22 protein-coding genes are annotated in these 23,855 nt (G+C 68.6%); 6 read left to right on the forward strand and 16 right to left on the reverse strand.

The window, feature by feature from the left end; translation table 11 throughout:
- Nucleotides 1-22: 22 nt before the first annotated feature.
- The gene (locus tag AC0IZJ_RS16715) at nucleotides 23-1,273 is read left to right on the forward strand and encodes an NRAMP family divalent metal transporter (protein WP_471851926.1); all 1,251 of its coding nucleotides are present in this window, start codon (nucleotides 23-25) and stop codon (nucleotides 1,271-1,273) included.
- On the opposite strand, the gene AC0IZJ_RS16720 is transcribed toward AC0IZJ_RS16715, so the two are convergent.
- Nucleotides 1,270-1,887 carry a cation efflux transmembrane domain-containing protein gene (locus AC0IZJ_RS16720; protein WP_471851928.1) on the reverse strand — a complete coding sequence of 206 codons (618 nt, stop codon included), beginning with the start codon at nucleotides 1,885-1,887 and terminating at the stop codon, nucleotides 1,270-1,272. The two genes, AC0IZJ_RS16715 and AC0IZJ_RS16720, sit on opposite strands and share 4 nt — an antisense overlap.
- A gap of 75 nt (nucleotides 1,888-1,962) precedes the next feature.
- On the opposite strand from AC0IZJ_RS16720, the gene AC0IZJ_RS16725 reads away from it, so the two are divergent.
- Complete coding sequence (locus AC0IZJ_RS16725; protein WP_471851930.1) at nucleotides 1,963-2,385, forward strand: Cd(II)/Pb(II)-responsive transcriptional regulator; 423 nt, start codon at nucleotides 1,963-1,965, stop codon at nucleotides 2,383-2,385.
- Nucleotides 2,386-2,501: 116 nt separating this feature from the next.
- Here the strand turns inward: AC0IZJ_RS16725 and pyk are convergent, their stop codons facing one another.
- The 3 genes from pyk to AC0IZJ_RS16740 all read right to left on the reverse strand — a co-directional run bounded on the left by pyk (nucleotide 2,502) and on the right by AC0IZJ_RS16740 (nucleotide 5,105).
- A complete protein-coding gene (gene pyk, locus AC0IZJ_RS16730) occupies nucleotides 2,502-3,932 on the reverse strand; it encodes a pyruvate kinase (protein ID WP_471851932.1) in 1,431 nt (476 codons plus the stop codon).
- 69 nt (nucleotides 3,933-4,001) lie between these two features.
- Nucleotides 4,002-4,496 (reverse strand): GNAT family N-acetyltransferase, encoded by a 495-nt coding sequence (locus tag AC0IZJ_RS16735; protein WP_471851935.1) that lies wholly within the window; start codon nucleotides 4,494-4,496, stop codon nucleotides 4,002-4,004.
- A 15-nt stretch (nucleotides 4,497-4,511) separates the two neighbouring features.
- A complete protein-coding gene (locus tag AC0IZJ_RS16740; RefSeq protein ID WP_471851937.1) occupies nucleotides 4,512-5,105 on the reverse strand; it encodes a helix-turn-helix domain-containing protein in 594 nt (197 codons plus the stop codon).
- A 20-nt stretch (nucleotides 5,106-5,125) separates the two neighbouring features.
- Between AC0IZJ_RS16740 and AC0IZJ_RS16745 the strand changes: the two genes are divergently transcribed.
- Nucleotides 5,126-6,058: a DMT family transporter gene (locus AC0IZJ_RS16745; protein WP_471851939.1), complete on the forward strand. Its 933-nt coding sequence runs from the start codon at nucleotides 5,126-5,128 to the stop codon at nucleotides 6,056-6,058.
- On the opposite strand, the gene AC0IZJ_RS16750 is transcribed toward AC0IZJ_RS16745, so the two are convergent.
- The 11 genes from AC0IZJ_RS16750 to def form a co-directional block, all read right to left on the reverse strand.
- Nucleotides 6,000-8,327 carry an NADP-dependent malic enzyme gene (locus tag AC0IZJ_RS16750; RefSeq protein WP_471851942.1) on the reverse strand — a complete coding sequence of 776 codons (2,328 nt, stop codon included), beginning with the start codon at nucleotides 8,325-8,327 and terminating at the stop codon, nucleotides 6,000-6,002. The two genes, AC0IZJ_RS16745 and AC0IZJ_RS16750, sit on opposite strands and share 59 nt — an antisense overlap.
- A 76-nt stretch (nucleotides 8,328-8,403) precedes the next feature.
- On the reverse strand, nucleotides 8,404-9,660 hold the full coding sequence (locus AC0IZJ_RS16755) for a GGDEF domain-containing protein (protein ID WP_471851944.1): 1,257 nt from the start codon (nucleotides 9,658-9,660) through the stop codon (nucleotides 8,404-8,406).
- Between the two features lie 101 nt (nucleotides 9,661-9,761).
- The gene (locus AC0IZJ_RS16760; RefSeq protein ID WP_471851947.1) at nucleotides 9,762-12,185 is read right to left on the reverse strand and encodes a glycoside hydrolase family 9 protein; all 2,424 of its coding nucleotides are present in this window, start codon (nucleotides 12,183-12,185) and stop codon (nucleotides 9,762-9,764) included.
- 162 nt (nucleotides 12,186-12,347) lie between these two features.
- Nucleotides 12,348-13,541 (reverse strand): phosphoglycerate kinase, encoded by a 1,194-nt coding sequence (locus AC0IZJ_RS16765; protein WP_471851950.1) that lies wholly within the window; start codon nucleotides 13,539-13,541, stop codon nucleotides 12,348-12,350.
- Nucleotides 13,542-13,602: 61 nt separating this feature from the next.
- On the reverse strand, nucleotides 13,603-13,932 hold the full coding sequence (locus AC0IZJ_RS16770; RefSeq protein WP_471851953.1) for an AzlD domain-containing protein: 330 nt from the start codon (nucleotides 13,930-13,932) through the stop codon (nucleotides 13,603-13,605).
- On the reverse strand, nucleotides 13,929-14,579 hold the full coding sequence (locus tag AC0IZJ_RS16775; RefSeq protein ID WP_471851956.1) for an AzlC family ABC transporter permease: 651 nt from the start codon (nucleotides 14,577-14,579) through the stop codon (nucleotides 13,929-13,931). The genes AC0IZJ_RS16770 and AC0IZJ_RS16775 overlap by 4 nt, the downstream gene beginning before the upstream one ends.
- 91 nt (nucleotides 14,580-14,670) lie before the next feature.
- Nucleotides 14,671-15,423, reverse strand: coding sequence for a head GIN domain-containing protein (locus tag AC0IZJ_RS16780; protein WP_471851959.1), 753 nt, complete (start codon nucleotides 15,421-15,423; stop codon nucleotides 14,671-14,673).
- 115 nt (nucleotides 15,424-15,538) lie between these two features.
- Complete coding sequence (locus AC0IZJ_RS16785; protein ID WP_471851961.1) at nucleotides 15,539-15,928, reverse strand: hypothetical protein; 390 nt, start codon at nucleotides 15,926-15,928, stop codon at nucleotides 15,539-15,541.
- 36 nt (nucleotides 15,929-15,964) lie between these two features.
- Nucleotides 15,965-16,810, reverse strand: a complete 846-nt coding sequence (htpX, locus tag AC0IZJ_RS16790) for a zinc metalloprotease HtpX (RefSeq protein ID WP_471851964.1) — start codon at nucleotides 16,808-16,810, stop codon at nucleotides 15,965-15,967.
- 61 nt (nucleotides 16,811-16,871) lie between these two features.
- A complete protein-coding gene (gene fmt / locus AC0IZJ_RS16795) occupies nucleotides 16,872-17,804 on the reverse strand; it encodes a methionyl-tRNA formyltransferase (RefSeq protein WP_471851966.1) in 933 nt (310 codons plus the stop codon).
- 13 nt (nucleotides 17,805-17,817) lie between these two features.
- A complete protein-coding gene (gene def, locus AC0IZJ_RS16800; protein WP_471851969.1) occupies nucleotides 17,818-18,354 on the reverse strand; it encodes a peptide deformylase in 537 nt (178 codons plus the stop codon).
- Nucleotides 18,355-18,470: 116 nt separating this feature from the next.
- Here def and AC0IZJ_RS16805 point away from each other — a divergent pair, with 116 nt between their 5' ends.
- The 3 genes from AC0IZJ_RS16805 to AC0IZJ_RS16815 all read left to right on the forward strand — a co-directional run bounded on the left by AC0IZJ_RS16805 (nucleotide 18,471) and on the right by AC0IZJ_RS16815 (nucleotide 21,311).
- Nucleotides 18,471-19,631, forward strand: a complete 1,161-nt coding sequence (locus AC0IZJ_RS16805) for a LysM peptidoglycan-binding domain-containing protein (RefSeq protein WP_471851971.1) — start codon at nucleotides 18,471-18,473, stop codon at nucleotides 19,629-19,631.
- A 2-nt stretch (nucleotides 19,632-19,633) separates the two neighbouring features.
- The gene (dprA, locus tag AC0IZJ_RS16810; protein ID WP_471852261.1) at nucleotides 19,634-20,725 is read left to right on the forward strand and encodes a DNA-processing protein DprA; all 1,092 of its coding nucleotides are present in this window, start codon (nucleotides 19,634-19,636) and stop codon (nucleotides 20,723-20,725) included.
- Nucleotides 20,726-20,858: 133 nt separating this feature from the next.
- Nucleotides 20,859-21,311: a Smg family protein gene (locus tag AC0IZJ_RS16815; RefSeq protein WP_471851973.1), complete on the forward strand. Its 453-nt coding sequence runs from the start codon at nucleotides 20,859-20,861 to the stop codon at nucleotides 21,309-21,311.
- Nucleotides 21,312-21,374: 63 nt separating this feature from the next.
- Here the strand turns inward: AC0IZJ_RS16815 and AC0IZJ_RS16820 are convergent, their stop codons facing one another.
- Nucleotides 21,375-23,837 (reverse strand): DUF1631 family protein, encoded by a 2,463-nt coding sequence (locus AC0IZJ_RS16820; protein WP_471851975.1) that lies wholly within the window; start codon nucleotides 23,835-23,837, stop codon nucleotides 21,375-21,377.
- Nucleotides 23,838-23,855 lie beyond the last annotated feature (18 nt).

Consider the following 23,855-nt stretch of genomic DNA (forward strand, 5'->3'; position numbering starts at 1 on the left):
CGCCGGACCTTAGGCTGGTGCGATGCTCAACCGCCTGCGCCGCTACCTCCGCCAACTCGGCCCCGGCCTCATCACCGGCGCAGCGGACGACGATCCCAGCGGGATCGCCACCTACTCGCAGGCCGGCGCGCAGTTCGGCTATTCGATGCTGTGGAGCCTGGTCTTCACGCTGCCGCTGATGACGGCGATCCAGGTCGTCAGCGCGCGCATCGGCTACGTCACCGGCCAGGGGCTGGCGGCCAACTTCAAGCGCGCCTTCCCGCGGCCGGTGCTGCTGGCGCTCGTCGGCCTGCTGCTGGCGGCCAACACGCTGAACATCGCCGCCGACATCGCCGCCATGGCCGAGGCGCTGCGCCTGCTGGTGGGCGGCTCGGCCCATGTCTACGCCCTCACCTTCGGCCTGGCCTGCGCCGTGATGCAGGTCTTCCTGCCGTATCACGGCTATGTGCGCTGGCTCAAGTGGCTGACGCTGGCGCTGCTGGCCTATGTCGGCGTCATCCTCGTCGTCGGCCTGGACTGGCGCGAGGTGCTGGCCCGCACGCTGCACCCCGACCTGCGCTGGAACCGCGACACGCTGCTGATGCTGGTGGCCGTTTTCGGCACGACGATCAGCCCCTACCTGTTCTTCTGGCAGGCCAGCCAGGAGGTGGAAGACCGCAACGCGGGCCCGGGCGAGCCGCACACGCCGCAGGAGGTGAAGCAGCATCTGCGGCGCATCAAGATCGACACCAACATCGGCATGGGTTTTTCCAACCTCATCGCCTTCTTCATCATGCTGACTACCGCCGCCACGCTGCATGCGGCCGGCGTGACGGACATCCAGACCTCGGCCCAGGCGGTGGAGGCGCTGCGCCCGGTGGCCGGCGAGCACGCGGCGCTGTTGTTCGCGCTGGGCATCGTCGGCACGGGGCTGCTGGCGGTGCCGGTGCTGGCGGGGTCGGCGGCTTACGCGGTGGCCGAGGTCGCGGGCTGGCGCGGCTCGCTCAGCCTGAAGCTGGAGCGCGGCGAGGGTCGCGGCTTCTACGGTGTCATTGCCGCGGCCACGCTGGGCGGCGTGGCGCTGTGCTTCACGGCCATGGACCCGGTCAAGGAACTGTTCTGGTCGGCGGTGTTCAACGGCGTCACGGCCGTGCCCATCATGGTGGCGATGATGGTGCTGGCCTCGCGCCCGGCCATCATGGGCGGCCACGCCATCGGCAAGCGGCTGCGCGCCATGGGTTGGCTGGCCACGGCCGTCATGGCCTTCACGGTGCTGGCGCTCGCCCTGAGTTAAGCCCGGCTGAGTTCGGACCGCGCCTGTCGCACCACCTCGCGCGACGAATGCAGGGCCAGGCTGGCCATCGCCACCGCCACCAGCAGGTCCGGCCAGGCCTGGCCGGTGAAGGCCACGGCAGCAGCGGCCGCCATCACGGCCACATTGCCGAGCGCATCATTGCGGCTGCACAGCCAGACGGCGCGCATGTTGGCGTCGCCCTCGCGCCAGGCGTACAGCATGACCGCCACGCCGACGTTGGCCAGCAGCGCCAGCGTGCCGACGATGCCCATGGTCTCGGCCTGCGGCGGCTCGCCGTTCAACACCGCCCAGGCCGCACGCGCGAGCACACCCACGCCGAAGATCGCCATCGCCCAGCCCTTGACCCAGGCCATGCGCGCCCGCCACAGCAGGCCGGCCGACAGCACGGCCAGCGAAGCGCCGTAGTTGGCCGCGTCGCCGATGAAGTCCAGCGCATCCGCCCACAGAGACAGCGAGCCGGCACGCCAGCCCCAGGTGATCTCGACCACGGCCATGGCCGCGTTGATGAGCAGTGCAGCCCAGAGCACGCGTCGGTAGGCCGGCGAGTTGCCGGGGCTGGGTTCGTCATGGTGGTGGTGGCAGGCGTGGCTCATGCAAAGACCTCAGTTGGCGCAGGTCTGCATTGCAAACCCTGGAGCCACACCAGAGTCAACTGCAAAAATGAAAGCATGCGCATTGGGGAACTCGCTCGCATGACCGCCACGCCGGTCGACACCATCCGCCACTACGAGCGTGAGGGCTTGCTGGCGCCTCCGCCGCGTACGGACGCCGGCTACCGCGTGTACGGCCCGACGGATGCCGAACGCCTTCACTTCATCCGCCGCTGCCGCTCCCTGGACATGAACCTCGCCGAAGTGCGCGCGCTTCTGGCGTTGCAGGGCGGCGGCCACGATGGCGAGGCCCATGCGCTGCTGGACGCGCACATCGGCCACGTCAGCGCGCGCATCGCGGCGTTGCAGGAACTGGAAAAGGAGTTGCTGGCCTTGAGGGCGCGCTGCCAGGGCGACGAGCCGGCCTGCGCGATTCTTGAAAGCCTGGCCGAACCGGGAGCGGAGCTACCGCCAAAAAGCCATGTAGGCCACAGTCACTGAGTTGTGAAGCCGTCGCTTTGCGACGGCTTCTCCTCCAGCGACTGCCACGGAACCGGCTTTGCCGGGCCGTCGGCAGTGCCCCCTTGAGGGGGCCGGCGAAGCCGGTAGGGGGTGGTCTATTGAACGCGGCAGACCTTCAGCATGTTGGTGCCGCCCGGGTAGCCCATCGGCTCGCCGCAGGTGATGGCATAGGTGTCGCCGGGGCGCAGCACGCCGCGGTCGACGAGGATCTTTTCCGCAGCGGCCAGGGCCTGGTCGCGGTCCTCGAACTGGGGCATCAGCAGCGGCTTGACGTTGCGGTACAGCGCCATGCGGCGCTGGCTGATGACCTGCGTCGTCAGGCCGAAGATGGGCACGTTGATGCGGTGGCGGCTCATCCACAACGCCGTGGAGCCGGACTCGGTCAGCGCCAGGATGGCCTTGCAGCCCAGGTGGTGCGCCGTGAACAGCGCGCCCATGGCGATGGACTGGTCGATGCGGCCGAACTGCCGGCCGGCGAAGTCGGTGTCCAGCGTCACGTCCTCGGCGCGCTCGGCCTCCAGCGCGATATTGGCCATCTGCTCGACGGTCTCGATGGGGTACTTGCCAGCGGCCGTTTCGGCGGACAGCATGACCGCGTCGGTGCCGTCCAGCACGGCGTTGGCCACGTCGCTGACCTCGGCGCGCGTGGGCACCGGGTTGACGATCATGGACTCCATCATCTGCGTGGCCGTGATGGACACCTTGTCCAGCGCACGGGCCATCTTGATCATGCGCTTCTGCAGCGCCGGCACGGCGGCGTTGCCGACTTCAACGGCCAGGTCGCCGCGCGCCACCATGATGCCGTCGCTGGCCTTCAGGATGGCTTCGAGGTGGGGGATGGCCTCGTAACGCTCGATCTTGGCGATCATGGCCGGCTTGTGGCGATAGGGCTCGCCGGCCACGTTGGCCAGCTGGCGCGCCATCTCCATGTCGGTGGCGTTCTTCGGGAAGCTCACCGCCAGGTATTCGCACTGGAAGGACATCGCGGTCTTGATGTCTTCCATGTCCTTGCCGGTCAGCGCCGGCGCCGTCAGGCCGCCGCCCTGCTTGTTGATGCCCTTGTTGTTGGACAGCTCGCCGCCCAGCTTGACGACGGTGTGCACCTGAGCGCCGCGCACGTGCTCGACGATCAGCACCAGCAGGCCGTCGTTCAGCAGCAGCGTGTCGCCGGGCTTCACGTCGCGCGGCAGTTCCTTGTAGTCGAGGCTGGCGATGTCCTGGTTGCCGAGCTCGGTGCGGTCGGCGTCGAGGATGAACTTGTTGCCGGGGATCAGCTCGATCTTGCCGCCCTCGAACTTGCCGACGCGGATCTTGGGGCCTTGCAGGTCGGCCATGATGGCCACCGACTTGCCGACGCGCTCGGCGGCGGCGCGGACCATGGTTGCGCGATCAATGTGATCCTGCGCCTTGCCGTGCGAGAAGTTCAGCCGCACCACGTCGACACCGGCGCGAATCATCTTCTCCAGCACCTCCGGCGTGTTGGAAGCAGGGCCGAGGGTGGCGACGATCTTGGTAGCGCGGGTCATGGCTTGTCTCAACTTGTCTGGGGGCGCGGAATTATGGTCCGCTGAAGCCCCCGCGAGTTTCGCCGCATTTCAGTGCGCGGCGGGCAGCAGGACCTTCTCGAAGAAAACACTCAGCGGGTCGAGTGCGTAGCCAGCGAACGGTGGGCACTCGACGTAGCCCAGCCGCCTGTACAGGCCCAGCGCCTCGGGTTGGTGGATGCCCGTTTCCAGCCGCGCAAGGTGGACGCCGCGCTGGATCAGCTCGGCTTCGAGCCTGCCCATGATCTGCTTGGCGGCGCCCCGGCCGCGCGCGTTGTCGAGCACGAAAACACGCTTGATCTCTCCGTAGACGGGCTCGCCCTCGGGCGCACGGAACTTGACGCCACCGCAGCCCACCAGCGTCTCGCCCAGCCACAGCCCCCAGAACGCGCCGCTGGGTGGGCGCAGCCCGTCGGCCGGCTCGAAGTGGTTGCTCTCGCTCGGGTAGAGGGCGCTCATCAAGGCCTCGGATTGCGCCATCAAGGCCTGGGCATCGGCGTGGCCAGGGTCGAGCGGGGCGAGGCGGGCAGGCAGGTCGTCGGTCATGTCGTTGGCTGGCAGTTACAGAGCAGGCACGGTCATCGCCAGCAGGTATCGAGCAGGCGCATTGCCGGGGTTGGCGAAAACGCTGCGGCTCAAGGCACGGAAGCTGATCGAGTCGCCGGCCTTCAGCTCGAAGGCCTGGCCCTGCAGCGTCAGCCGCAGCTGGCCGTCGAGCAGGCAGAGGTGGTGCTCCAGCCGCGCGACGGTGGGCTCGTCGTAGGCCAGTTCGGCACCCGGCGCGAGGCGGGCCTCGATGACCTCGGTGGCGAAGCCGGCCAGCGGCGGGCAACGCATCAGGCGCTCGAAACCGCTCTGCTGGTCGTGCCAGCGCGGCTGGTCGGCCGCGCGCAGCAGGCGCACGGGCAAGGCTTCGGCATCGGCCAGCAGCCGGCTGAGCGGCAGGCCGTGTGCGCGGGCCAGGCGGGACAACAGCGTGGCCGTGGGGCTGGTCTCGGCACGCTCAAGCCGCGACAGCGTGGCACGGCTGACGCCGCTGCGCGTGGCCAGTTCGTCCAGCGACCAGCCGGCGGCCAGGCGCAAGGCCAGCAGCCGCTCGGCAAGCTGACGCTCGAACTCGCCCTCTTCGCTCACTTCAGAGAATTCTTCTCTCATATGGGAATATGCTAGCGCAAATGAAGGACCGACACACCGCCCCATTGCTAGCCGCGCTGGCCGTCGTGCTGACCTGGGGCATGAACTTCCCGCTGCAGAAGGCGCTGTTCGGCGAGGTCGGGCCGGTGGCCTTTCTCGGCCTGCGCTATCTGCTCGTGCCCTTCTGCGCGGTGGCGCTGCTGTGCTGGCGCTTCGGCATGCGCTGGCCGCGACTCGACCGCGGCGAGGTGTGGCCGCTGGTGCGGCTCACGCTCATTGGCCAGGGTCTGCACCTGCTGCTGTCCGCGCTGGGCATGCAGGGCTCGACGGCTTTCAGCGCCAGCGTGTTGCTGGCCTGCGGGCCGGTGTTCACGCTGCTGATCCTGCGTGCCACCGGCGTCGAGCGGCTGTCACGCGGCCAAGTCGCGGGTGTCGTGACGGCGGCCACCGGTGCGCTGGTCTTCACGTCTGACAAGCTGCTGGCCGCCGACTGGCACGCCGGCCTCGGCGACCTGACGCTGCTCGCTGCCGCTGCGTTGTTCAGTTATTACACGGTCGCGAGCAAGCCGCTCATCCAGCACCACGGCGGCGTGACGGTGCTGGGTTACGGCAGCCTGATCTGCACGCTGCCGATGCTGCTGTGGTGCGCGCCGTCACTGTCTGCACTCGACTGGTCAGCGCAACCCACGTGGGTCTGGACGGGCACCGCCTGGCAGGTTGCCGGCGGCGGCTTCATCGGCTGGCTGGCCTGGGGCTGGGCCAACGAGCGGCGCGGCGTGGCCCGCACCGCGCCGCTGATCTACCTGATGCCCCTCGTCGCCGGCTTCACCGCCTGGGCCTGGGGCGGCGAGCAGTTCACCGCGCCCAAGCTGCTGGGCGCCGGGGTCATCCTCGCCGGCGTCGCGCTGGCGCAGTTCAGCCCTTCGATGAGCGCGCTTCCAGCACGTCGGCCACCGCCAGAGCCGTCATGTTGACGATGCGGCGCACCGTCGCCGACGGGGTCAGGATGTGCACCGGCGCCGCGGCGCCGAGCAGGATGGGGCCGATGGTCACGCCCTGGCTGGCGCTGATCTTCAGCACATTGAAGAGGATGTTGGCCGCATCCAGAGTCGGCAGCACCAGCAGGTTGGCAGCACCCGTGAGCTTGCTGTCGGGCAGGAAGGCCTGGCGCACGCTCTCGGACAGCGCCGCGTCGCCATGCATCTCGCCGTCGCACTCCACCTCGGGGTGTTGAGCCGAGAACAGTTCGTGGGCGCGGCGCATCTTCACGGCCGACGGCCGCGTGCTGGAGCCGAACATCGAGTGGCTGACGAAGGCCAGCTTGGGCGGCAGGCCGAAACGGCGCAGCTCGTCGGCGGCCATCGCGGCGATGTCGGCCAGCTCTTCGGCGGTCGGGTCGTCGTTGACGAAGGTGTCGGTGATGAACAGCGTCATCTTGTCGAGCACCAGCGCGTTCATTGCGGCGAACTGGCGCACGCCGTCGCGCAGGCCGACGAGGTCCTTCACCTGCTCCAGATGGCGGTCGAAGCGGCCGACCATGCCGCAGATCATGGCATCCGCATCGCCCAGCTCGATGGCCAGCGCGCCGATGGCCGTGTTGGAGCGGCGCACGGCCGACTTGGCCATCTCGGGCGTCACGCCGTTGCGCTTCATGCGGGCGTGGTACGCCTCCCAGTACAGGCGGAAGCGCGGGTCGTCCTCGGGGTCGATGACGGCCACGTCGTCGCCGAGCTTCAGGCGCAGGCCGGCGCGCTGGATGCGCGCTTCCAGCACGGCGGGGCGGCCGATCAGCGTGGGCCTGGCGATGCCTTCGTCCAGCGCCACCTGCACGGCGCGCAACACGCGCTCGTCCTCGCCCTCGGCGTAGATGACGCGCGCCGGCGCGGCCTTGGCGGCGGCAAACACCGGGCGCATGAACATGCCGGTCTGGTAGACGAAGCGCTCCAGCGACTGGCGGTAGGCGGCCAGGTCTTCCACCGGCCGCGTGGCGACGCCATCGGCCGCCGCAGCCGCCGCGACGGCAGGCGCGATGCGCAGGATCAGGCGGGCGTCGAAAGGCTTCGGAATGAGGTATTCCGGCCCGAACGCCAGCTCCTGGCCGGCATAGGCGGCAGCCACTTCGTCACTCGTCTCCGCTTTGGCTAACGCGGCGATCTCACGCACGCAAGCCAGCTTCATGCCCTCGGTGATCTTGGTGGCGCCGCAGTCCAGCGCGCCGCGGAAGATGTAGGGGAAGCACAAGACGTTGTTGACCTGGTTGGGATAGTCGCTGCGACCGGTGGCGATGATGCAGTCCGGCCGCACGGCCTTGGCCAGCTCGGGACGGATCTCCGGCTCGGGGTTGGCCAGCGCCAGGATGATCGGCTGCGTGCCCATGGTCTTGACCATCTCGGCCGTCAGCACGCCGGCCGCCGAGCAGCCGAGGAAGACGTCCGCGCCGTCGACCACGTCGGCGAGCGTGCGGGCCTTCGTGAGCTGGCAATAGCGCTGCTTGGATTCATCCAGCTTGCCGGACTTGGCGTCCTCGCGCTCTGACTGGATGACGCCGCGCGAGTCGCAGACGAACACGTTCTCGCGCTTCACGCCCAGGCCCACCATGACGTCCAGGCAGGCGATGGCCGCAGCGCCCGCGCCGGACACGGCCACCTTGACCTTGGCGATGTCCTTGCCCACCAGCTCCAGCCCGTTCAGCAGCGCGGCCGACGAGATGATGGCGGTGCCGTGCTGGTCATCGTGGAACACCGGGATGTTCATGCGCTTGGACAGCTCGCGCTCGATGTAGAAGCACTCGGGCGCCTTGATGTCCTCGAGGTTGATGCCGCCGAGCGTCGGCTCCATGGCGGCAATGATGTCGATCAGCTTGTCCGGGTCGCGCTCGGCCAGTTCGATGTCGAACACGTCGATGCCGGCGAACTTCTTGAACAGGCAGCCCTTGCCTTCCATAACGGGCTTGGCCGCGAGCGGGCCGATGTCGCCCAGGCCCAGCACGGCCGTGCCGTTGGTGATGACGCCGACGAGGTTGCCGCGCGAGGTGTACTCCGCCGCCAGCGACGGATCGCGCTCGATGTCGAGGCAGGGATAGGCGACGCCCGGCGAGTAGGCCAGCGACAGGTCGCGCTGGTTGCTCAACGCCTTGGTCGGCGTGACCGAAATCTTGCCGCGCGTCGGGCTGCGGTGGTAGTCGAGGGCGGCGTCGCGCAGCGCGGCTTCGGCAGGCGACAGAGGGGCGTTGTTCTTTTCCATGACAGCGGGTTCCTTGAGGGGAACCCGCGAGGTTACGCCGCGTTTCACGCGGACGCGATGCCGGTTTGCTGGCGATCTATGCCGAAGCCGATATCACCCGGTCACGGCCGGCGTGCTTGGCGCGGTACATGGCTTGGTCGGCCTCGCGCATGGCCGCTTCAAGGCCGCTCTCGCGCGCGGCCTCGGCCACGCCGAAGCTCGCGGTCACGGCCAACCCCATCGGCCACCGGGTGCGCGCCATCACCTGGCGCAGCCGCTCGGCCACCGCCACGGCCTCCTCGGCCGGCGTCTGCGGCATGACGATGACGAACTCCTCGCCGCCCCAGCGCGCCAGCAGGTCGTCCCGCGGCAGATTGGCACGCAGGGTCTGGGCGAGATGGGTCAACACCTGGTCGCCGATCTCGTGGCCGAAGTCGTCGTTGATGCGCTTGAAGTGATCGACGTCGAGGAAGACGACCGACAGCGGAAAGCTCAGCTCCCCTTGCGCGCGCAGCAGCAGCTCCAGGGCACGGTTCATGCCTTCGCGGTTGGCTACTTGCGTCAGCGGGTCGGTCAGCGCCAGCTTTTCCAGCGCCAGCGAGCGCTTCACCGACCGCCGCAGCCGGCGCCGCACCGCGCGGCTTTCCCAGACGAGATAGCCGAGCAGGCTGAACATCCACAGCCCGACCAGACCGAGGCGGAAGGTCTCCAGCGGCACCCAGTTGCCGACCAGTTCGACGCGGTCCAGCCGGATGAGGTGCCGGCCCGGCGCCACCTGGCCGCCGGTGGTGACGCTGAAGGCGCGCACGCGGTCCAGCTGCGGCCCCATCAACGGCACCGGCAGCGGGTGGCTCTGCGCCCACCAGGAGCTGACGACGAACTGCGCCAGCCGGAACTCCACCGGCGTCGGCTGCGAACCGGGGGCGAAGACGACTTCGTGCGGCTTGAGGTTCGTGGGGCCGCCGGTGCGCGCGTAGCCCGGGTTGAAGTTGCGCAGGAAGACGCGCACCTGCGGCTGACTGCCGTCCAGCGTCGGCCCCTCGGCGCGCACCCACAGCCGCATGTGGCTGAAGCGGGTCAGGTCGAGATCGCCGTCGAGGAGTTCGATCTGGACCTCGCAGAACGGCCATTCATAGCCGGCGCGAACATCGCAGGCCAACGTGGCCACGCCGCTGCCGTCCTTCAGCAGCTCGGCCTTGCTGGCGCCACCGCTGCCGCTGTCGTCCACTGCGAACAGGTTTTGGTTAACAGCCTTGCCATCCAGCGCCAGCCGGCGCGTCATGCCGTATTCGTTGACGTAGAGGCCCAGCAGCGTTGTGACGACGAGCAGGGCGAGCAACCAGCGAAGGACCATGCCGGGATTGTCCCGGCGGGGTCGAACGCGCACGCGGGACAGCGGGCTCCCGGCGTGAACAAGTCGCCATGGGCACGACCGTTACACGGCCCCGTCGGCTGTCACCGCGACGACGGGTGCCGCTTGTTCTCCGCCTGCACCGCCAGCGTCAGGAACATGAAGTTGGTCTCGCCGCCGCCCATCACGTACTCCGTCTGCTGCCAGAAGAACGGCCAGACCTTCAGCTCCGGCAGGTCGGGGCGGATCAGCGCCGTGCCCGAGATCACGCCGCCGGGGATGTGCGACCAGTCCGCCCGGTTGACGCCGTAAGCCACCGTGGCCGAGTGCGCGCCGACGCCGGACACAAACGACGAGGTGTTGGCACCCGGGTGCACACCGAGCACGAAGTTCAGCGCATCGTGGATCGCGTCGGGTGTGGTCAGCTTCGGCCAGCCCTTGTGGAAGAAGTACTGCTGCACGCCGAACTCCTGGATCGTCCAGCCGGCGCCCCAGATGTCCGGCTTGTACGGCACGCCGTAGGGCGACTCGGCCTTGGCGCGCGCCCTCACCTTCTCCTGATGCGTGCGCACCGCCGTGCCGATGGCGTCGACGAAGGCCTTGTCTTCCACGTGTTTCATCACGCGGCCGATGGGCCAGCCAGCCTCGCCGATGTGGCTGACGATGTCGTCGCGCAGCGCCGTCAGCTCGGTCACGTAGCGCTTGTCCTGCGTCGACAGGATCAGCTCTGCCAGCGCCCAGGCCTTGCTCTGCACGCGCTTGGCCCGCGGCGCGGCCTTCGTGTACAGGTCGATGGCCGCCGCCAGCGCATCGCGCGACATCTCGGGGTTGTAGGTGCGTAGCACGCGTGACGCCGCCGCGAGGCCGGCAGCGGTGTCGATCTCCCGGTCCGGGTTGTCTTCGGTGAACACCCATCGGTCGTCGGCATCGCCCGAGTGGTCGTTCTTCACCTCACCCGGCTTCAGCGCGGGGTTGTAGGGCAGGCCGTCGGTCTGCGAGGCGGCATCGCCCAGCATCACGTACTGCCGCAGGTTGACGTCGATGATGCCGCGGAAGGTGCGGCCCAGCGCCTTGTAGCCGTTGAGCACGCTCAGCAAGCCGTGCTCGATCTGCTGGAGCGCGTCGTTGCGGCCGTCGGGTTGGTGGATCTCCACGACGCGCCTGGCCTGGTCGATGGTCGTGGCGTCGTAGTCCAGGCCGAACTCTTCCACCATGGCCGACAGCAGCCACACCGTCTTCATCGTCGACTCGATGCGCATGTCGTAGTCGCCCGCGTCATGCCAGTTGCCGACGTTGAGGCCGGGCACACGGTCGCCCGGCTGGAATGTCGTCAGCGTGGACGGGCCCGAGACATAGCCGTCGTAGTGGTTCAGGTTGACCGGCGCCATGCGCGCGTCGTCCATGTGGTCCAGGCCGTGCCAGACGCGGTACTTCTCGTTGACGCGCATATGGCACATCTGCACCGGCAGGAAGTACTCCAGCGTCGGCTGCCACACACCGCGGTCGAACACGTCCGCGCCGATCTTGAAGGCGTGGCTGGACTTGCCGCGGTAGCTCGCGACGTACATGCCGGGCTCGCTCACCGCCGAGAAATCGAACGTGAGGTAGTGGTAGCGCAAGAACTGGCCCCAGGCCGCCGGTGTGCCTTTGCGCACGAGCTTGCGGCCGCTGTCGGTCAGGCGGTACAGCGCCACTTCGTCGGCACGTGTGTCGAGCGCATCCTGCTCGATGACGAGCTTCTTGGCCTGGCCCGGCGCATAGCCGACCTGCGAGACCTGCATCACCGGCTCGTACTGCCAGCCGGGAATGACGTTGGGCGTGATCACCCATTCGATGGCGTTCGTCGTGGCGCCTGCGGGTATGGCGCTGCGCACGATGTACCAGCCGTTGTTGTGGTTGCCGCGGCCGTCCCACAGCTCCAGCGGGCCGGCGCCGCGGTTCTCGATGGTCAGGCGCTGCCTGTCGCTGTCGGGCGCGACGGTCAGGCGCTGGCCCATTGCCAACGGCGCAGGGAGGAACTCACCCGCCTTCTTGACCATCGGCCCTGCCGGGTGGCGCGGGAAGATGCCCGCCTGGCTGTCCATCAGGAAGGCCTTGCCGAACAGCTCGCCCGGGAACAGCTCGAAATTGAAGCCGACCTTGCCGATCCACTCCGCCGGCAGCGGCTTGTCCAGGTCCACCGTGACCTTGAACTGGCTACCCTTCAGCGGCGTGACGCTGACCTTGTAGGTGAACTTCAGGTCCGGGTACGCAATGGGATTGAAGCCCTTGCGGTCCTTGGTCGGGTCCGGGTAGGACAGCGTCTGCGTCACGCGGTTGGCCTTTTTGTCGACCTCCTGCTTGCCGCCCACCGGCACGGGCGACCACTGGCCCGGCGAGATCTCAAGGCGCAGGTCGCCATTGGCCGCGACCCGGCTGCCGTGCTGGATGACGGTGACGCCGGTCTGGTGGCCGTCCGGATAGATGTCGGCGAACGCCGTGACGTTCAGCCCCTGCATTGCAAGGTAGCCCTTGTCGTTCAGCGTCAATTGGTCCTTCGCGTGTGCCGCGGACAGCGCTATCACGCACAGGCAAAAAAAAGCTTTCTTCATCATGCGGTTCCTGTCGGAGGGATCAAGAGTCCAGCACTGCATGCCCGAAGGCGAAGGACCGCCGGCCGCGTCAGGCGGCCGGCTTCAACAACGGTTCGATCAGCCAGCTGCGCGCTTGCCGAGGATCTCGAAGGCCGGCAACGTCTTGCCTTCCAGCACCTCCAGGAAGGCGCCGCCGCCGGTGGAGATATAGCCGACATCCTTCTCGATGCCGTACTTGGCGATGGCCGCCAGCGTGTCGCCACCACCGGCGATGCTGAACGCGGAACTGTCGGCAATCGCGCGGGCAATCGCCTCGGTGCCGCGCGAGAACGCATCGAACTCGAACACGCCGACCGGGCCGTTCCAGACGATGGTGCCGGCCGCCTTCAACTGCTCCGCCAGGATGGCTGAGGTCTTGGGGCCGATGTCGAGGATGAGGTCGTCGTCCGCCACTTCGTCAGCCGCCTTCACCGTGGCCTCGGCATCGGCCGAGAAGCTCTTGGCGCAGACCACGTCCACCGGAATCGGCACGGCCGCGCCGCGCGCCTTCATCGACTCGATGACGGCCTTGGCCTGGTCGACGAGGTCGGGCTCGGCCAGCGACTTGCCGATCTTCAGGCCCGCCGCCAGCATGAAGGTGTTGGCGATGCCGCCGCCGACGATGAGGCCATCCACATTGGCGGACAGCGACTTCAGGATGGTCAGCTTGGTCGACACCTTGGAGCCGGCGACGATGGCCACCAGCGGGCGCTTCGGCGCGGCCAGCGCCTTGGTGATGGCGTCGATCTCCGCCGCCAGCAGCGGGCCGGCGCAGGCGATGGGCGCGAACTGCGCGATGCCGTAGGTCGTGCCCTCGGCGCGGTGGGCGGTGCCGAAGGCGTCGTTGACGAAGATGTCGCAGAGCGCTGCTAGTCTGCGGGCCAGCTCCTCGTTGTTCTTCTTCTCGCCCTTGTTCAGGCGGCAGTTCTCCAGCATGACGAGTTGGCCCGGCGCCACCTGCACGCCCTCGACCCAGTTGGCCACCACCGGGATCTCCCGGCCCATCAGTTCGCCCATCCGCGCGGCCACCGGCGCCAGCGAGTCCTCGGGCTTGAACTCGCCCTCGGTGGGGCGGCCCAGGTGCGACGTGACCATGACGGCGGCACCCGCCTTCAGCGCAGCCTCGATGGCCGGGATCGAGGCGCGGATGCGCGTGTCCTCGGTGATCTTGCCGTCGTCGTCCTGCGGCACGTTGAGGTCGGCGCGGATGAACACACGTTGGCCGGAAACCTTGCCGGCGGCGATCAGGTCGGAGAAGCGGATGACGTTCATGGTGATCGGGCAGTGAGTAGAAAAACTGCCGCGATTCTCACCGCGCCGGGTTCCGGCGCGGTTACCAGCCGAGGCCGAGCTTCAAAGGCAGCATGACCGCCATGCCGACCAGAATGGTGCCGAGGATGTCCTTGCGCCAGAAGTAGTACAGCGTCGCGGCCACGGCGGCCGGCCAGCGTGCGTCCTGCCAGGTGGTGATGACCTGGCCCTGCGTCATGAAGATCTCGGGCGCCACGACGGCGACCAGCGCAGCCAGCGGCGCGACCTTCAACAGCTCGCGCAGCCAGTCGGGCATGGGCCAGGGCCTGTCGCTGATCATGAAGAAGCCGCGCGTCACCACGGTGATGGCGCCCAGGCCGAACAGCGCGATCCAGATGAGCCAATCACTCATGGCCGCGCCTTCCGGCTGTCCAGCCACCAGCCCACCGCGCCGGCCGCAGCGATGGCGCACAGGATATTGAGCTTCAGCGGCAGCGAGTAGGTCGCAATCGACACGGCGCCCGCCGTGATCGCCACCCACCACAGCACCTTCTCGGTCAGCAGCGAGTAGGACAGGCCCAGCAGCGCGAGCACGCCCGCAAAGCCGATGCCCCAGTGTGGCGGGATGCGGTCGGCCAGCAGGATGCCGGTGAAGGAGCAGAGCTGCCAGGTCGGCCAGTTGACGGCCACGCCGCCCCAGAAGTAGCGCTGCTGGCCGGGCGCGGGCACGGCGTCGGGGAAGCGCTTCACGAAGTAGACGAAGTTCAGGTCCGCCGCGAAGTAGGTCGTCATCAGCCGGCGCAGGCGCGGCAGGTGGCCGAAGTAGCTGCGCCACTGCGCGCTGAAGATGACAAAGCGCAGGTTCACGCAGAAGGCCGTGGCCAGCAGCACCCAGAGCGGCGCGCCGGAGGCGATCAGCGGCAGGGCCGTCAGCTGCGCGCTGCCGGCGAACACCAGCAGCGACATGCCCATGGCGATCGGGATGCTGAGGCCGCTCTTCACCATCGTGACGCCGGTCACCAGGCCCCAGGCGGCCAGGCCCAGCGAGGGGGAGGCCATGTCACGCGCGCCCGCTCGGAAATCAGGGTCGGCCGCGAGCGCGCGCAGCCTTGAACTCAAACTCATGCCGTCATTCTCGACGGCATGCGAATCACTTCTCGATGCGACGGACTTTCCCGCTGCCGGCGATGGAGGTGGTGATCTCCGGCGAACCGGCGTACCTCACGTCGCCCGAGCCGGCGATGGAGACATGCAGCTTCTTGCTCGCGTTGACCTGCGCGTCGCCACTGCCGGCGATGCTGACCTTGACTTCATCGGCGGCCAGTTCGGCGGCCTTCACGTCGCCGCTGCCGGCGATGGAGACGCTGGCATTGCCCGCGCGGCCGGCCGCGACGATGTCGCCGCTGCCCGCGACCTTCATCGCCAGCCGCTCGGCATCGAGGTTGGCGAAGCGGATGTCGCCCGAGCCGGCGATGTCGGCATCGACGCCGGCCGTCTTCATGGCCTCGACATTGACCTTGCCCGAGCCCGCCACCGACACGCCGCGCAGCGCCGGCATCTCGATGACGAAGCTCGGGTTGGTCGACGTGGCGAGATTGGTGTTCTTTTTCGGCCCGATCTGCAGCGTGCGGCCGCGGCTTCCATCGACGACTCGGGTCTCGATGTAGGGCAGCAGGTTGCGGTCAGCCTTGACCTCGACCTTATTGCCTGAGCCCTGGCGGATGACGACGTTGAATCCGCCGCTCAGCGACACGCTGTCAAAGGCGCCGGTGTCGCGGGCCTCGGTGGCGATGTCGCCGTTGCCCGAGATGCGTTCGCCCTTGTTCCAGCTCCAGGCCTGGGCCGTGCCGCACAGGCTGGCGGCGATGAGACCGAGGGCGAAAAGACGACGTGTGGTGTTCATGGCGGGCTCCATCAAGGTTGCGATGGACGGCATGTTGCCGAGCTGCCTGGCACCCGCCGACGGCCGCGCGACAGCCCGCAGGATCGAAGGCGCGAAATGCGCCTGGATGCGCTGGTCAGTGCGCCTTCGCCTTGTCGGCGGCCTTGTCGGCGGCTTTCTCGGCAGGCTTCTCAGCGGACTTCGCGGCCGGCTTCTCGACTTCTTCCTCGACCGCCGCCGGCTTCACCGCACCGGGGCGCGGGACGACGGGCGCGACGCCCTCCAGCTTGTTTTCGCGCATGTACTCGTCCATCTCGCGCCAGCCGGTGTAGATGGCCGCCTTCTGCGCTTTTGGGTTGAGCACATAGCAGTCTTCGATGGCCCGCACAGCATGCCGGCAGGCGCTGCCGATGGCCTTGCCCTCGGCCTCCTTGTTGGCGGCCGTCTTGACCGGGTCGTCAATGCCAAGCTGCTCACAGGCCGACAGGGCTGCGAGCAGGGGCAGGGCAAGAAGAATGCGCTTCATTGGCTCAGATATCGGCGGCGGCGGCGGCAACTTGAATCAGCGCTTGACCATCGCGAGCAGGCGCGCGACGCGCTCCTCGGTGGACGGGTGCGTCGAGAACAGGCCACGCAGTCCGCCACCGGACAGCGGGTTCATGATCATCATCTGCGCCGTCTCCGGGTGAGCCTCCGTGGTGGGCAGCGGCGTGCCCTGGGCGTATCTGTGGATCTTGTCGAGCGCCGAGGCGAGCGCCTGCGGGTCGCCGGAGATCTCGGCGCCGCCCCGGTCAGCCTCGAACTCGCGGGCGCGGCTGATGGCCATCTGGATCAGGCCGGCGGCCATCGGCGCCAGGAAGGCGATGGCGAGGCTGGCGATGATGTTGGTTTGCCGACCGTTCTCATCGCGGCCGCCGAAGAAGCCGGCGAAGTTCGCCAGCATAGAGATCGCACCCGCCATCGTCGCGCTGATCGTGCTGATGAGGATGTCGCGATGGGCCACATGCGCCAGCTCATGCGCCATCACCCCGCGCAGCTCGCGCTCGGACAGCACGCGCAGGATGCCGGTCGTCGCGGCGACAGCGGCGTTCTCCGGATTGCGGCCGGTCGCGAAGGCGTTGGGCGCGGCCTCGTCGATCAGGTAGACCCTGGGCATCGGCAGGTTGGCGCGCTGTGCGAGGTCCCGCACCATGGCGTAGAACTGTGGCGCCGAGCTCGCGTCGACTTCGCGGGCGTTGTACATCTTCAACACCAGCTTGTCGGAGAACCAGTAGCTGTAGAAGTTCAGGCCGACCGCGACCGCCAACGCGACCAGCATGCCGGTCTGGCCGCCGATCATGGCGCCGACGGCCATGAACAGCGCCGTGATGGCGGCCATCAGCACGGCGGTCTTCACGAGGTTGAACATCTCAGGTCGCTTTCGCAAGTGGTGGGAACGACGTGGCAGATGGTGCCACGCCGGCCGACTTTCAAGCGTCGAAACGCTCGCCGACGCCGATGGGCCGCGCCTGCAGGAAGGCCGCCGCTGGTCCGCGCTTGCCGCCCGAACGCTGCAGTTCGGTCAGCTTCAATGCCCCCTCCCCGCAAGCGATAACCGGGCCGGCGCCGATGACCTCACCCGGCATGCCGCTGCCATCGGCAACCTCGGCCCGCCAGACCTTGACCGCCTCGCCGGCCATCGTTGCGACGCCGCCGGGAAAGGGGTCGAAGGCGCGCAGGCGGCGCTCGATGTCGGCGGCCGGCTGGCGCCAATCGATGACGCTCTCGGCTTTCTCGATCTTGTGCGCGTAGGTGATGCCCTCAGTCGGCTGCGGCGTGCGCGTGAAGCTTGTGGCCTGCAACGCCTCGACGATCAGGCGCCCGCCCAGTTCGGCCAGCCGGTCGTGCAGCGTGGCAGTCGTGTCGCCGGGCCGAACAGCCTCGCGGCCGATCAGCAGCATGTCGCCGGTGTCCAGGCCGGCGTCCATCTGCATGATGGTGATGCCGGTCTCGGTGTCACCGGCCTCGATGGCGCGATGGATGGGCGCCGCACCGCGCCAGCGGGGCAGCAGCGAGGCGTGGATGTTCAGGCAGCCCTTGCGCGGCAGGTCCAGCACCCATTGCGGCAGGATGAGGCCATAGGCGGCGACGACCATCACGTCAGCGTCCGCCGCCAGCAGCGCCTCGCGGGCCGCTGCGGCATCGATGGCGTACTTGCCGTCCAGCCTCAAGCCCTGCGGCTGGGCGACCGGGATGCCGGCGGCGACTGCGCGCTGCTTCACGGCGGAGGCCTGCAGCTTCATGCCGCGCCCGGCCGGGCGGTCGGGCTGGGTCAGCACCAGCGGCACGGTAAAGCCGGCAGCCAGCAGCGCATCCAGCGCGACGGCCGCGAACTCCGGCGTTCCAGCGAAGACGACTCTCATGCAGCGACGCGCATCAGAACCGCTGGTTGCGTTTCTTGGCCTCGGCCTCGTCCTCGCGCGTCTTCTTGATCATCTTGGTCTTGATGCGGTCGCGCTTGAGCGGGCTGAGATATTCGACGAAGACCTTGCCCTGCAGGTGGTCCAGCTCATGCTGCACGCAGACGGCCAGCAGGCCCTCGGCGTCGAACTCGTAGACCTCGCCATCACGGCCGGTGGCACGCACGGTCACCTCGGCGTGGCGCGGCACCTTGTCGTAGATCTGTGGCACCGACAGGCAGCCTTCCTCGCCCTCGACCATGCGCTCGCTGGTGCGCACCAGCTCCGGATTGATCAGCACGCGCGGCGCATCGCGGTCCTGCGAGGTGTCGATGACGATGACGCGTTCGTGCACGTCCACCTGCGTCGCGGCCAGGCCGACGCCATCGGCGGCGTACATGGTTTCCAGCATGTCGTCGACGAGCCGGCGGATGCGTTCGTCCACGGCCGCGACGGGTTTGGCGACGGTGTGCAAGCGCGGGTCGGGGTAGCGGAGGATGTCGAGTTGTGCCATGGCGCCTTGTAAGCACTCGCAAACGAGCGCTAGCGGTTGTTGGTTGCCCCCGGGGAATGCGGGCAGAATCGCGCAGATTTTCGCCGATCCGGCAATCCCTTCGGAGACCGTGCCTGATGCCCGCTGCCCGCCCCGTCCAAATTTCCGTCCTTGCGGCCTGCCTGACCCTTGCGACGACCGCGGCATGGGCCCAAGCCAGCACGCTGCCCGTCACCCCAGAACAGCGGCGGGTGGCCGAGCAGGTCGCCAGCGCGGGGGTGCCCCTGTCCGAACTGGCGCCCAACGCGCCTGACAGCCACACCGTGGTGCCCGGCGACACGCTGTGGGACATCTCCAAGCTCTTTCTGAAGAGCCCCTGGCGCTGGCCGGAACTCTGGGGCATGAACCGTGACCAGATCCGCAACCCGCATCTGATCTACCCGGGCCAGATCCTGCATCTCGTCAAGGTGGACGGCCGCGCGCGTCTGCAATTCGGTCAGCGCGTGGGCGGCGAGGCTGGAGACACGCTCAAGCTGCGGCCGCAGATGCGCATCTCGGCACTGGACGGCAACGCCATACCGACCATCCCGCTGCACCTCATCCAGGCCTTCCTGACCGATACCGTCGTCTTCGACACCGACGTGCTTGCCACCGCGCCGCGTGTCGTGGCCGCCCAGGAAGGGCATGTGCTGCTCGGCAAGGGCGACCTTGCCTACGCCCGCGGCGACTTTGCCGGTGCGACCGACTTCCGCGTCTTCCGCAACTCTCGTCCGCTGGTCGACCCGGCGACCAAGGAAATCCTTGGTTACGAAGCGCCTTATATCGGTACGGCCGATTTGATCCGCCCAGGCGAGGATCGCCCCACTGCCGATGGCAAGACCGAGATCGTGCCGGCGACGCTGCAGATCCGGGAAGTCAAGCAGGAAGTCGGCATCGGCGACCGCCTGGCCCCTGCCCCGCAGCGCAACCTTGACCGCTATGTGCCGCATGCGCCGGACCGCGCGCTCAGGGGTCAGATCGCATCCCTCTATGGCGACGCACTGAACGCCGGCCAGAACCAGATCGTGGCCCTGAACCGCGGCAAGCGCGATGGCGTCGAACGCGGCCATGTCTTTGCGCTGTGGCGCGCCGGCGAAGCCGTCGTCGACAGGACGCAGGACCGCCCCCAGGCCATCAAGCTGCCCGACGAGCGCCATGGCGTGCTGTTCGTCTTCGAGGTCTATAAACGCGTGTCCTATGCGCTGATCATCTCCGTGAAGGAACCGGTCAAGACGGGCGATCACTTCACCCAGCCTTGATGCTGACTTCAGCCGAGCTGGCCGCCTGGCTGCGGCTGACCGAAAGCGTCGGCCCGGCTGCCGCGCGGCGGCTGCTGGCGATGGCCGGCAGTCCTCAGGCCGTATTCGAGCTACCCGCCGTGGCGCTGGACCAGGCCTTGGCTGGCAAGCAGCGCGAAGCCTTCAACAAGCCGCCCGAGCATCTAGACGAACTGATCGCCAACGCGCGGGCCTGGCTGGCCGAACCCGGTCATGACCTCCTCGTGCTGGGCGATGCCGACTACCCGGCCCAGTTGCTCGCCACCGCCGACCCGCCGCTGCTGCTGTGGCTGCAAGGCCGACGTGCACTGCTGGCGACGCCATCGCTGGCCATCGTCGGCAGCCGCAACCCGACCGCCCAGGGCGGCGACAACGCCCGTGCCTTTGCCCGCGCGCTGGCGAGTGCCGGCTACACCATCGTCTCCGGCCTGGCACTGGGCGTGGACGCCGCCGCCCACGAAGGCGCGCTGGATGCCGGCGGCGCCACCATCGCCGTGGTCGGCACCGGGCTGGACCAGGTCTACCCGCGCCGCAACGCCGGCCTGGCTGCCCGCCTGCTGGCCGCCGGTGGCCTCATTGTCAGCGAGTACTCGCTGGGCATGCCGGTCATGCAGGCCAACTTCCCGAAGCGCAACCGCATCATCGCGGGCTTGAGCCGGGGCTGTCTCGTCGTCGAGGCGGCGGTGCAGTCCGGCTCGCTCATCACGGCCCGTTTGGCCGCCGAGGCCGGCCGCGAGGTGTTCGCCATTCCGGGCTCCATCCACTCGCCGCAGGCGCGCGGCTGCCATGCGCTGATCCGCCAGGGCGCCAAGCTCGTCGAGTCGGCCGAGGACGTGCTGGAGGAGTTGCCACCGCTGGGCACCCTGGTTGCGGCGGCGCCTGAGACGGTCGAGACGCCCCACGAACGCCAGGCGCTGCTGGATGCGATGGGCTTCGACCCCGTCAGCCTTGACGCGCTGATGGCCCGCAGCGGCTGGCCGGCGGCCGAGCTGAGCGGGGCGCTGCTGGAGCTGGAACTGGACGGCCACGTGGCGCGTCTGGCAGGCCAGCTGTTCCAGCGCAGACGGCAAGGTTAGGAGCGTGGGCGGCAGAGGGCGTGGTTCTCTGCCGCCCACGCTCCTGGCGCGCCCGACTGCGCCTATCAGAGCCCGATCCCGGGGGTTATTCGCAGCCGGGCCCGCCGAAACGCTGGGCTATCATCCCCTCACGATGTTCGATGTCCTGGTTTATCTCTACGAGACCTATTGGCGCCCGGACGCCTGCCCCGACCATGCGCAGCTGACGCGCAAGCTGACGGCGGTGGGCTTCGAGAACGACGAAATCCAGGAGGCTCTCTCCTGGCTGGACGGGCTGGCTGCGGCCGGCGAGTCCTACCAGGGCGAACAGAGCGAGAGCGCGATGCGCGTCTACTCGCCTGCCGAGGTCGAGCACCTCGGTGAAGCCTCGGTCGGCTTCGTCAGCTTCCTCGAGTCTGCTGGCGTGCTGCCAGGCCCGATGCGCGAAATGGTGGTCGACCGGGCGATGGCCATCCCGGGTACGCCGATGGATCTGGAAGACCTGAAGATCATCGTGCTGATGGTGTTCTGGAGCCTGGGCGAGGAGCCGGATGCGCTCATCCTGGACGAACTGTTCGTCGCACCGGAAGACCGGCTGATCCACTGATCCGTTCGACCTGCGGAAACAAAAACGGCGCCTGAGGCGCCGTTTTCAATTCCGGACCCGCAATCATTTGAGCAACTGGTCGGGATCGGCGTCGAGCTTGGCCAACGCCTTGCGCGTGGCCTGCACGGTCAGCGCCTCGTCCTGGGCGGGCAGCAACAGGCCGGCCTGCAGGAAGGCGGCCATGCGGTTCAGCGAGAACAGCACGCCACGCCCCTTGGGCGTGACGAACAGCGCCAGCTGCTTGCGCAGGCCGCGCCAGGCCAGCTGCACCTGTTCGTTGCGGCCGCGGTAGTCCAGCATGAACCAGCCGCCCACCTGCAGCTCGCGGGCCCAGGCGACCATGGCCGGCGTGGGCGCGGAGCCGCCTTCTGCCACCACTTCCATGCCATCGGACTCGTGGCCGGACAGGTCCCGCACCAGCATCTCGTCGACATGGCTGTCGCCGCCCTCGATGTCCTCGGGCAGCATGGCCTCCAGCGTTTCGAGCTGGTCCATCAGTTCGTCCAGGCGCTCGCGCGGAATGGCGGCCGTCTTGGCCGTGAAGGCGGCGGCCAGCGCGTTGTTGAGCTGGCGCACGTGGTCGTCCTGCTTGTCCAGGGCCAGGCCGGCGTGGCTCATGCCGTCGCGCAAGGTCTTGAGCAGCGGCGGCAGGCGGCGGATGACGTCGGCGCGGTCCTCGCGGGACGACTTGGCGCTGGCCGACCAGATCAGGTCGGCGGCAGCACGCTTCATGGACTTGGTGACATCGGACTGGGCGCCAACGCGCACCGCCGTGACGGCCAGCACGTCCGCCCAGACGTGAAAGAGGAAGTCGCGCACGCCGTCCTGCACCGGCACTTCGGACAGCATCTTGCGCAGCTCGATGGTGTACTGGATGGCCAGCGTCTCGCGCTGCTCGACCTGCTGGGCCAGTGACACGCCACGCTTGGAGGCCTGGTTCTCGTTCTCGAAATAGTGGTCGAGGAACTTCTCGAACTCGGTCAGCACGGTGGCGAAGACGCGTCGGCCGGTGTCCGGGTAGGCCTCGACGACCTGCACGACGCGCTTGATCTCGCGCTCCAGCGCATCGCTGCTGGCACGCTCAGACCCGGGGCCGGTGGACTGCGCCGCGTTGAAGCCCATCACGCAAGCGCCCATGCGGTCGATGAGCCGGCGCGCCGGATGGTCGGCAGCGGCGAAGAAGTCCGGCTCGCTGACCGCCACGCGCAGCACAGGCATCTGCAGGCGGGCGAACCAGACCCGCACCGTGGCCGGGATGCGCTCCTCGGTCAGGATGCTCTGGAACATCATCGCGACGATCTCGATGGTGGCGCGCTCGGCCGGCGTGTTGGCCGCCTGCTTCAGGACCTGCTTGAAGGCCTGGTTGCGGGCGCCGATCTCCTCCAGCGCGCGCGGTGCGCTCTGGCCGCTGCTCTCGCTGGCCCCCGACACGGCGGGGCGGCGCTGCAGGGACTCCTGCGCATGCTTGATGGCGCCCATGAGGCGGGGCGAGGCGAGGCTGCCCGAGTTGGCGGCCGGTGCTGCGTCGGCCAGCGAAGGCCTGACGGCACCCGTGTCGGGAGCCGGCGAGGAGGCCACTGGTGCACCGCTGCCCAGACCGGCCAAGCTGGGCTTGCCGCCGCCAGGCCGGGCCGGGACCTGGCTGACCTGGCTCTTGCCAACCGGGAAGCCCGGCACATGGCGGGCCAGCACGCGCTGCAGCTGGGCCATCACTTCGTCGGCCTGTGAGCTGGCGCGGCTGCGCGGCAATTCGCCGCTGCCCGACGGCACCGTCAGCGGCGCGAGGCCGGAGGCGGGTGCGACCGGCGTCGGGGCGACTGCTGGAGGGGGCGTGCCACCGGCGGCTGCGGTCGCGGCGGCCGCAGCCTGGGCCGTGCGGCGGATGAAGGGACGCAGATCGACCTCGGGCAGCACCTTCTGCGCAATCAGCCAGCGGTTGGTCTCGTGATAGGCCTCGCTGATGAGCTGGGCGAATTCCTCGTGCAGCTCGTGGTGCAGCAGTTGCCAGACGTTGACGTCCAGCCCGACGCGGGTCCAGGCGTCCAGCGCGATGCGGGCGATGACATGGGCACGCAGCAGGTCCAGCGGCTCCAGGTCGTCATGCGACTCAAGGGACTGCATGCGCGTGCGCAGGTCCGTGAACTCCCAGGTCGCGCGGTCCATCATGACCAGGGCCAGGCGCGAGCTGGTGATCTCGCGCTCGATGGTCGAGTCGTCGACCAGGCTCATCTTCTGCGACTGCGGCTGCACCACGGCTTCATGCTCGCGGGCGTTGTCGGAGACGCCGTGAACGGCCGCGTGGCGCAGCGCGCCGACGACGGCCATCTGCCAGTTGGGGCCAAGCTTCTGCCAGGCCTGCACCGCATCGCGCCGCGCCATCATCACCGTGTGCGGCGCGCCCTGCGAAAGCTGCTGCGCCGCACCCTGGCCGATCGCAGCCACCAGGGGGGTCATGCCTCGCACCAGCGCCTCAAGGTAGACGCGCCGTGCCTGCGTGGCCAGGGCCTGGTTGCGGGCGGCGGTCATGGGGGCGTTGGGGCGGCG

This window comes from Roseateles sp. AC306 (assembly GCF_979253795.1).